8 protein-coding genes are annotated in these 10,544 nt (G+C 35.7%); 7 read left to right on the top strand and 1 reads right to left on the bottom strand.

Annotated elements, in window-relative coordinates:
- The first annotated feature begins 95 nt into the window (after positions 1-95).
- A complete protein-coding gene (locus tag AC1DIT_RS16400; protein WP_016113122.1) occupies positions 96-2,495 on the top strand; it encodes an immune inhibitor A in 2,400 nt (799 codons plus the stop codon).
- 508 nt (positions 2,496-3,003) lie between these two features.
- Positions 3,004-3,843 (top strand): N-acetylmuramoyl-L-alanine amidase, encoded by an 840-nt coding sequence (locus tag AC1DIT_RS16395; protein WP_016113123.1) that lies wholly within the window; start codon positions 3,004-3,006, stop codon positions 3,841-3,843.
- A gap of 34 nt (positions 3,844-3,877) precedes the next feature.
- On the opposite strand, the gene AC1DIT_RS16390 is transcribed toward AC1DIT_RS16395, so the two are convergent.
- Entirely contained in the window at positions 3,878-5,032 is a 1,155-nt protein-coding gene (locus AC1DIT_RS16390) for an MFS transporter (protein WP_016113124.1), read from the bottom strand.
- A 226-nt stretch (positions 5,033-5,258) separates the two neighbouring features.
- Between AC1DIT_RS16390 and bdhA the strand changes: the two genes are divergently transcribed.
- The 5 genes from bdhA (at position 5,259) to AC1DIT_RS16365 (ending at position 10,543) form a co-directional block, all read left to right on the top strand.
- Positions 5,259-6,311 (top strand): (R,R)-butanediol dehydrogenase, encoded by a 1,053-nt coding sequence (gene bdhA, locus AC1DIT_RS16385; RefSeq protein WP_016113125.1) that lies wholly within the window; start codon positions 5,259-5,261, stop codon positions 6,309-6,311.
- A gap of 149 nt (positions 6,312-6,460) precedes the next feature.
- Entirely contained in the window at positions 6,461-6,775 is a 315-nt protein-coding gene (locus AC1DIT_RS16380; RefSeq protein ID WP_016113126.1) for a potassium channel family protein, read from the top strand.
- Between the two features lie 252 nt (positions 6,776-7,027).
- The gene (gene cerA / locus AC1DIT_RS16375; RefSeq protein ID WP_016131186.1) at positions 7,028-7,879 is read left to right on the top strand and encodes a phospholipase CerA; all 852 of its coding nucleotides are present in this window, start codon (positions 7,028-7,030) and stop codon (positions 7,877-7,879) included.
- A 190-nt stretch (positions 7,880-8,069) separates the two neighbouring features.
- Positions 8,070-9,242 carry an amino acid deaminase/aldolase gene (locus tag AC1DIT_RS16370; RefSeq protein WP_016113128.1) on the top strand — a complete coding sequence of 391 codons (1,173 nt, stop codon included), beginning with the start codon at positions 8,070-8,072 and terminating at the stop codon, positions 9,240-9,242.
- Positions 9,230-10,543: a D-arabinono-1,4-lactone oxidase gene (locus tag AC1DIT_RS16365; protein ID WP_016131187.1), complete on the top strand. Its 1,314-nt coding sequence runs from the start codon at positions 9,230-9,232 to the stop codon at positions 10,541-10,543. Before AC1DIT_RS16370 ends, AC1DIT_RS16365 begins: the two co-directional genes overlap by 13 nt.
- Position 10,544 lies beyond the last annotated feature (1 nt).

Genomic DNA, 10,544 nt, shown 5'->3' with positions numbered 1-10,544 from the left:
GATCTATATTATAGAACTTATATATATTGTGCATTTCATATTATTAATTATCTAAATTTTAAGTCTTGTTACAATTAATAAGGGAGGAAATAGTAATGAAAAGAAAAAAACCGTTTAAAGTGTTTTCATCTTTGGCAATCACGACAATGCTTGGTTGCACATTTGTACTTGGTACATCATCGGCTTATGCGGAAACAACATCTCAGTCAGAAGGAAGTATTTCAACAACTCCAATTGATAACAATTTAATTCAAGAAGAACGTTTGGCTGAAGCTTTAAAAGAACGTGGAACGATTGATCGATCAGCATCAAAAGAAGAGACACAAAAGGCTGTAGAGAAATATATTGAAAAAAAGAAGGGTGATCAGCCAAATAAAGAAATTCTTCCGGGTGATCCTGTTAAAGAAGCATCTGATTTTGTAAAAAAAGTAAAAGAAAAAAAGATGGAAGAAAAGGAAAAAGTGAAGAAGTCTGTAGAAAATGCTAGTTCAGAGCAAACGCCTTCACAAAATAAAAAACAGTTAAATGGAAAAGTACCAACTTCTCCAGCAAGGCAGGCTCCATATAACGGAGCTGTTCGTACAGATAAAGTACTTGTACTACTTGTAGAGTTTAGTGATTATAAACATAATAATATTGAACAAAGCCCTGGTTATATGTATGCGAACGATTTTAGTAGAGAGCATTATCAAAAAATGTTATTCGGTAATGAACCATTCACGTTATTCGATGGTTCAAAAGTAAAAACATTTAAACAATATTATGAAGAGCAGTCTGGTGGTAGTTATACGACAGATGGTTATGTAACAGAATGGTTAACGGTTCCTGGGAAAGCGGCAGATTACGGAGCAGATGGTAAGACTGGCCATGATAATAAAGGACCTAAAGGGGCACGTGACCTTGTGAAAGAAGCCTTAAAAGCAGCAGCAGAGAAAGGATTAGATTTATCTCAATTTGACCAGTTTGATCGTTATGATACAAATGGTGATGGAAATCAAAATGAACCAGACGGCGTAATTGATCATTTAATGGTCATTCATGCTGGGGTTGGTCAAGAAGCTGGTGGCGGTAAATTAGGTGATGATGCAATCTGGTCACATCGTTCTAAATTAGCACAAGATCCAGTTGCAATTGAAGGGACAAAGTCAAAAGTTTCATATTGGGATGGAAAAGTTGCTGCACATGATTACACAATTGAGCCTGAGGATGGTGCAGTTGGCGTATTCGCTCATGAATTTGGTCATGATCTTGGTTTACCAGATGAATATGATACGAACTATACTGGAGCTGGATCACCTGTGGAAGCATGGTCATTAATGAGTGGTGGTAGCTGGACAGGAAGAATCGCAGGGACAGAACCAACAAGTTTTTCACCGCAAAATAAAGATTTCTTACAAAAAAATATGGGTGGAAACTGGGCGGAAATTGTAGAAGTAGATTACGATAAAATAAAACGTGGAGTAGGTTTCCCTACATATATTGATCAAAGTGTTACAAAATCCAATCGTCCAGGTCTTGTACGTGTAAATTTACCTGAGAAAAGTGTTGAAACAATTAAAACTGGATTTGGCAAGCATGCATACTACAGTACAAGAGGCGATGATATGCATACAACATTAGAAACACCATTGTTTGATTTAACGAAGGCAGCTAATGCGAAATTTGATTATAAAGCAAACTATGAACTTGAAGCAGAATGTGATTTTATTGAAGTGCATGCGGTGACAGAAGATGGAACAAAAACATTAATCGATAAACTAGGCGATAAAGTGGTAAAAGGTGACCAAGATACGACAGAAGGAAAATGGATTGATAAATCATATGATTTAAGTCAATTTAAAGGGAAGAAAGTGAAATTGCAATTTGATTATATTACAGATCCTGCTTTAACATATAAAGGATTTGCAATGGATAATGTGAATGTAACAGTCGATGGAAAAGTGGTATTTTCAGATGATGCAGAAGGACAAGCGAAAATGAAGTTAAATGGTTTTGTCGTTTCTGATGGAACAGAAAAGAAACCACATTATTATTATTTAGAGTGGAGAAACTATGCTGGCTCAGATGAAGGGTTAAAAGCAGGGAGAGGTCCAGTATATAATACTGGTCTTGTTGTTTGGTATGCAGATGATAGTTTTAAAGATAACTGGGTTGGCAGGCATCCTGGTGAAGGCTTCCTTGGTGTTGTTGATTCTCACCCAGAAGCAGTTGTTGGAAATTTAAATGGAAAACCAGTATACGGTAATACAGGGTTGCAAATTGCAGATGCTGCATTTTCACTTGATCAAACACCGGCGTGGAACGTAAATTCATTTACACGTGGACAATTTAATTACCCAGGCTTACCAGGTGTTGCAACATTTGATGATTCTAAAGTATACAGTAACACTCAAATTCCTGATGCGGGACGAAAAGTACCGCAATTAGGGCTGAAATTCCAAGTTGTTGGGCAAGCAGATGATAAGTCGGCAGGAGCTATTTGGATTCGTCGTTAATAGATTAGTAATAAAATAAAAAAGTACGTTCTTCGTAGAAAGAACGTACTTTTTTATTTATACATTAAGCTATTATTTTATTTTGTGTAATACATTGTTTACCTATATACAGTCTATCAAATGGTGTAGGGAAAAGAAATATTTCCAGGGAAATTGTCGAAGTATAGTCGATATTTATACCGCATTAACGGGCAGTAAGACTCCCACCTCAAAGTTCAGAGAGAAACAAAGAAGGGAGTTTTGGGGATCAACTGCCCATAAAAGCCCGATTGATGAGGGCTGATTAAGGTTTTACTAATTTTTAATTTTAAAAAATAATTATCTATAAAAAACAAAATTATATATTGATTTTGTTTCTTATTTTGAGTAAAATTCAAAAGGATTATTTAGAATAGTGATAGTTTAGTAGTTTAATTGAAAACCTTTTTTAGGAAGGGAATGTAGAGTCTAATAGACTTGGAGTGTAGGAGATATTTGTAAATTTATATATAAAGGGAGAGTACAGTAATTGACAGCATTGAAAAAATTATCAGCTTTTGTGAAAAGTAGTATTGTTTTATTATGTGTAGCATGTATGTATTTTGCTATACCAACTGCACATGCAAGTGCGGAGACAGTTAAGATTTATCTTGATCCAGGTCATGGTGGAACGGATACAGGAGCGATTGGAAATGGTTTACGAGAAAAAGACTTAACATTAGATATTGCAACACGTATTCGTAACATTTTAAATGCAGAATATACAGGGCATGAAATTAGAATGAGTCGTACGAGTGATGTATATCCTACGCTAACACAGCGAACAACTGATGCAAATAATTGGGGAGCAGACTTTTTCTTATCTGTACATATTAATAGTGGTGGTGGCACTGGTTATGAAGATTATAGTTATCCAAATGCAGGAGCACCAACTACGACTTACCAAAAGGTAATTCATCAAGAAATTATGAAAACAACTAACCTTGCTGATAGAGGAGTTAAAACGAATAATTTCCATGTGTTAAGAGAAACGAATATGCCAGCAGTATTAACTGAAAATGGGTTTATTGATCGAGCAGAAGATGCCCAAAAATTAGGTAATGCAACATTTAGAGAGCAACTTGCAAGAGGGCATGTAAATGGTTTAGTAAAGGCATTTGGATTACAGAGAAAAACATCCTTAATTCGTGTAAAAGTAGAAGAATTATATTATTATAATCAACCTGATTGGAATGCAAAGGCTGGTACTGTGAAAAAAGGTGATGTATTCACTGTTGTGGAAACGTTAACTGTAAATGGTTCAAAAATGTACAAGCTAAAATCAGGAAACTATATAACTGCTAATCCTTTATATGTTGAGGCTTTATAGTAAATAGTTGATTAAAAAAAGGGACAATGATGAGTTAATTCATCATTGTCTCTTTTATTTTTCCCCTGAAATAAATCATTCCAGCAAATGTGAGTAAGAATGCAGTTCCAATTACAAAGCTTACGCTCGGTGATGCACCGATTGCCCCCACTGTAAAAGAGCCTGCGACGACGCCTAATGAGAAGAATGCGTAAAATAATCCGAATGCCTTCCCTCGTTTATCTTCAGTTGTATTTTCAACGAGTAAAGCATTAATAGATGGGAAGAGGATGGCGAATCCAATTCCGTAAATCATCATCACAACAAAGAGCATACTTTTTGTTGTAAATATGCCAAGTAATGATAAGGCAAGTGCCATGACCGCAATACCGATCAGCATCATTTTTGAACGGTCAAAGCGATCGTAAATACGATTTGTTGGTAGTAAGAAGAAAAGGATGGCAGTGATTCCAAATACACTTAGCATCATGCCTGTTGTAGATGCTTTGAGTGCTAGTGCTTCTACTTTTACCGGTAACATATATGTGACGATTCCTTGTGAAAACATTAATGTAAAAGCACCAATATATGCTTGTAATAATGGTTCGGATTTTAGTAATCCTACCATATCTTCTTTGTTCATCATTTGCGTCCGTGATGTATCTTTTCTAGTCACATTGGTTGGTAACAAGACAAGGGCTACGATAGTACCGAGTACCATTAAGATAGAAATCGTAACAAAGACCCACTCTACACCTGCGGTTGCTTTCATAATTCCACTGAAGGCAGGACCAACGATAGCCGCTGTTCCGACAGCAGCACCAGATAGTGCCATTGCTTTTCCTTGTTTTGTAGATTTCGTTTGTTTAGATAGGAAAGTAAAGGCTGCAGGGATTAAGAAACCATCACTAAATCCGTGTAAAAAGCGAACGATAAGTAATTGTTCCCCGCTTTGAACAACGGTATACAATAATACTATGAAACTCGTAATTCCCATACTCATATAGAGTACCTTCTTTGCTCCAAATTTATCAACAGATGCACCTGCGATAATATTGCCGATCATATTGGAAAACGAGTACATCCCTACAACAAGACCAATAATAAGAGGAGTTCCCCCAAGACTTTGCGCGTAAGTACTCATAATAGGTAATTGTGAAAATGTATCTAAAAACGCTACGATAACAATAAAATAAATGAAATATTTCAAGCGATGTTCACCTCTCCTATGCTATTATGGCATAATGCGAATTTCACCTGCAATGAAATTGAATTAACAGATGTGGAAAAAAGTACAAAGTGACAAAAAAATGAACTTTTTTTGTTAAAATTTAGTGGAATTCAGATTGGGGTTTTGAAAAATATGGATAGAAGTACTATAATAGATTGGTAAACTTCACCAGGTTAAGTATATATACAAGAGAGGGATGCATAAAATGAAAGCATTACTTTGGCATAATCAACGTGATGTAAGAGTAGAAGAAGTTCCAGAACCAACTGTACGACCAGGAGCAGTGAAGATCAAAGTTAAATGGTGTGGTATTTGTGGAACAGATTTACATGAATATTTAGCAGGACCTATTTTTATTCCAACAGAAGAACATCCACTAACACATGTGAAAGCACCTGTTATTTTAGGTCATGAGTTTAGTGGTGAAGTTGTTGAAATCGGTGAAGGCGTTACGAATCATAAAATAGGGGACCGCGTTGTTGTAGAACCTATTTATTCTTGTGGTAAATGTGAAGCTTGTAAACATGGTCATTATAACGTTTGTGAACAACTTGTTTTCCACGGTCTTGGTGGAGATGGCGGTGGCTTCTCTGAATATACTGTAGTACCAGCAGATATGGTTCACCATATCCCAGATGAAATGACTTATGAACAAGGTGCACTTGTAGAACCAGCAGCAGTTGCAGTTCATGCAGTGCGTCAAAGTAAATTAAAAGAAGGCGAAGCTGTAGCTGTATTTGGATGTGGACCGATCGGACTTCTTGTTATCCAAGCTGCTAAAGCCGCAGGTGCAACACCTGTTATCGCAGTTGAACTTTCTAAAGAACGTCAAGAGTTAGCAAAATTGGCAGGAGCTGATTACGTATTAAATCCAGCAACACAAGATGTGCTAGCTGAAATCCGTAACTTAACAAATGGTTTAGGTGTAAATGTTAGCTTCGAAGTAACAGGAGTTGAAGTTGTACTTCGTCAAGCAATTGAAAGCACAAGATTTGAAGGACAAACAGTAATTGTCAGCGTATGGGAAAAAGACGCGACAATTACTCCGAACAACTTAGTATTAAAAGAAAAAGAACTTGTTGGTATTCTTGGATACCGTCACATCTTCCCATCTGTTATTAAATTAATTAGCTCTGGTCAAATTCAAGCAGAGAAATTAATTACGAAAAAAATTACAGTGGATCAAGTTGTAGAAGAAGGATTTGAAGCGCTTGTAAAAGATAAAAAACAAGTGAAAATTCTTGTTTCACCTAAATAATATATAATATAGAAGAAAGTAGTCTTTTTCTAGAAATAGAAGAAGGCTACTTTTTTTGTGGATAGAAAGGTGATAGACTTTCCTTTGACTAAATTGTTTAAGTAGGAAGGGAGAGTTATAAGGTTTCATTTTTACTAACTTTGAAACGAATGCTAAAAGCCTGCTCAAGAGCGTGGAAAGATAAAGAATTTCAAGTGTTATTTGTATTAACGATTATAACGTTACTATCAGGGACTATTTTTTACAGTACGGTAGAAGGATTACGTACAATTGATGCATTATATTTTAGCGTTGTTACATTAACGACAGTTGGCTATGGAGATTTTAGCCCGCAAACAGATTTCGGGAAAATCTTTACTATATTTTATATTTTCATTGGAATTGGTTTAGTGTTTGGGTTTATTCATAAACTAGCAGTAAATGTTCAATTATCAAGTATATTATCAGGGCGAAAGAAAAAATAGAAGCAATCAGGATATGCACCTGGTTGCTTCTATTTTTTACAATATTTTAGCTGTTTCTTTGCAGGAAATTAATATTCGTTTACTATAATGCAAATGAAACATATTATCCATAGAATTATAATGATGTGAATATTCGCATCATTTATTTTCTCAATAGAAATTAGTAGAAAGGTGGGATATTCTAATCGTAGGTTAACCATAGGATTTGAATTACATATTCCAAGTAAATTAAATATAAACGGAGGTTTTCATATGAAAAAGAAAGTATTAGCATTAGCAGCAGCTATTACATTAGTAGCACCATTGCAAAGTGTAGCATTTGCCCATGAAAATGAGGGCGGAGATAAGGTAAGAGCAATTCAATATTGGTCTGCTGAAGATAAACATGCAGAAGGTGTAAACTCCCATTTATGGATTGTCAATCGTGCAATTGATATTATGTCTCGTAATACAACGGTTGTAAAACAAGATCAAGTTGCATTATTAAATGAATGGCGTACAGAGTTAGAGAATGGTATTTATGCTGCTGATTATGAAAACCCTTACTATGATAATAGTACATTTGCTTCTCATTTCTATAATCCCGATACAGGGAAGACGTATATTCCTTTTGCTAAGCAGGCAAAAGAAACCGGAGCTAAATACTTTAAACTTGCTGGTGAAGCTTATCAAAAGCAAGATATGAAACAAGCATTCTTCTATTTAGGATTATCGCTTCATTACTTAGGAGATGTAAATCAACCGATGCATGCAGCAAACTTTACAAATCTTTCTTATCCACAAGGTTTCCACTCCAAATATGAAAATTTTGTAGATACACTAAAAAATAATTATAAAGTGACTGATGGAAATGGATATTGGAATTGGAAAGGAATAAATCCTGAAGACTGGATTCATGGAGCGGCTGTAGCTGCTAAGCAAGATTATGCTGGTATTGTAAATGGCACTACAAAAGATTGGTTCGTAAGAGCGGCAGTTTCACAAGAATATGCAGATAAATGGCGTGCAGAAGTTACACCAGCAACAGGAAAACGTTTAGTAGAAGCGCAGCGTGTCACAGCGGGATATATTCAGCTTTGGTTTGATACGTATGTAAATCGCTAGAACGCTTGGTTACTTCTTAGTTAAAAAACATATACGTATAATGATTCATGATCCAGTACAGGCAATCACTTCTATTGAAATAGTTAAAAAGTTTCTTCGTAAAGAAGAAACTTTTTTTGTTTAGACACAGGAAAATGATAGTTTTGTTCCAATATGTATAAGACATATATATAGAAGGGGAGAGAACAATGTGGAGCGTAACATATTTCAAAAGGTTCCCTTACCATGCGCATTTCTTGATGAAGAAGCGTTAGAAAGAAATATAGAGTCAATTGTGCAATTGTGCGGAGGAAAGAAAGTTCGTATTGCTAGTAAATCGTTACGATCTGTTCCAGTGATGAAGAAAATTTTAGCCGCTAATAGTTGTTTTCAAGGCATTATGTGTTTTTCACCACGAGAAGTAATATTCTTAATAAAACAAGGATTTAATGATTTGTTGCTTGGATACCCTATACATGATGAACAAGCACTTCAAGAAATTAGTTTGCTTACAAAACAAGGACTTATAATCACTTGTATGGTAGATTGCATAGAACATATTGCTTATTTAGAGAAAATTGCAATAGAAACAGGTGGACGCTTTCGAATTTGTATTGATATCGATATGAGTAGTCATTTTTTTCAGTTTCATTTTGGTGTTAGACGTTCTCCTATACGTACTACTTCTGAGGCTTTAAACGTTATTGAAAAAGCAATTCAATCTTCCGTTTTACAAATAGACGGTGTAATGGGATATGAGGCACAGATTGCAGGAGTTGGGGACGCTGTACCAAAGCAAGGTTTTAAAAATAAAATAGTTGCTTATTTAAAGAGAAAATCTGTATTTGAAGTGATGAAACGTAGACAAGACATTGTTCGCGTGTTGCAAGAACGAGGAATTACACTTCGTTTTGTAAATGGAGGAGGCACAGGAAGTATAAAAACGACAATGCAAGATGAATCCGTTACAGAGATTACAATAGGTTCTGCTTTTTACTCTCCCAAGCTCTTTGATTACTATAAAGATATTAGATTTGAACCAGCTGTTGGCTTTGCGTTGCCGATTGTTAGACAACCAAGCCAACATATATATACTTGCCTCGGTGGCGGATATATTGCTTCAGGAGCAGTTGGGAAAGACAAACAGCCTGAGATTTGGGAGCCAAGTGGGGCAAAGTTGTTAGCTTTAGAAGGAGCTGGAGAAGTACAAACGCCCGTTTATTATGATGGTTCAGAACATCTAACGGTTGGGGATGCCATGTTATTTCGGCATAGTAAAGCCGGAGAACTATGTGAGCGTTTCTCATCGTTACATCGTATTGTAGGTAACAAAGTGATAGGGAAGTATTCAACATACCGGGGGGATGGTCAATGCTTTCTGTAAAAGGGCAGAAATGGAGAAATTGGACAGGGAATGTAGAAGGAAATCCACAATATACGATGTATCCAAAAAGTATACAAGATGTAATAGAAGTAGTGAAGTTTGCAAAGGAACAGGGAAAGAGAATTCGTGTTGTTGGATCAGGACATTCCTTTACACCTCTTGTGCAAACAGAGGAAATTCTAATTTCTTTAGATAAGCTACAAGGGATAGTAGACGTCGATTCACAATCATTCATAGTAGAAGTATGGGGCGGAACAAAGTTGTATAACTTAGGAAAACTGCTGGAAGACATAGGATACGCACAGGAAAATTTAGGAGATATTGATTCACAATCTATTGCAGGAGCAATTAGTACAGGGACGCATGGAACAGGTATTCAATTTGGTAGTTTGGCAACACAAGTAGTAGAAGTTACAGCTGTGCTGGCATCTGGAGAAATTATTGTTTGTTCTGAGAAAGAGAATCCTGAATTTTGGAAGGCATTTCAGTTATCTCTTGGCATGCTAGGAATTATTGTAAAAGTTAAATTAAAAGTCATTCCAGCTTATTCACTTATTTATGAAAGCAGAAAGGAATCGTTTTCTACTGTAATAAACAAACTAGAGAAATATAAGCAACATCGTCATTTTGAATTTTTTGTGTTTCCGTATTCAGATGATGTCCAAGTGAAAATTACAAATGAAACAACAGTTAAAGGGATAGATTTAAAGTGGCATAAGTTCAAGACAGAACTACTTGAAAATATAGCTTTTTCATTATTGTCTAAAGGATGCAAGTTACTCCCTTCTATAAGTAAAGGAGTTAGTAGACTGTCAGCAAAGGCAGTACCGAATGCAAAAACAATTGGTCCAAGTTATCAAATATTTGCTACATCTCGTAATGTTCGTTTTTATGAAATGGAGTATAGTGTCCCAGCGCAGTATATGAAAGATGTAGTAGGGGAAATTTACAACCTCATTGAAAAGAAGAAATTCCAAGTTCATTTTCCAATTGAATGTCGTTATGTAAGGGGAGATGATATATGGATAAGTCCTGCTTATAGAAGAGATTCAGCGTATATCGCTGTGCATATGTATAAAGGAATGAAATACGCTGCTTACTTTACAGCGATAGAACATATTTTTCAAAAATACGAAGGGCGTCCACATTGGGGGAAAATGCATACAATGCGATATGAACAATTACAATGTGTTTATCCAAAGTTAAACTCTTTCTTGGAAGTTAGAGAAAAGGTAGATCCAATGGGAGTGTTTTTAAATCCATATGTAGCAAAAATGTTTTCTGTTTATGAAAAAAGCTGAC

The organism is Bacillus sp. 05T22, from assembly GCF_056396765.1.
Note: the sequence above shows the minus strand (reverse complement) of the source record. Positions and strands in the feature narration are given on the sequence as shown.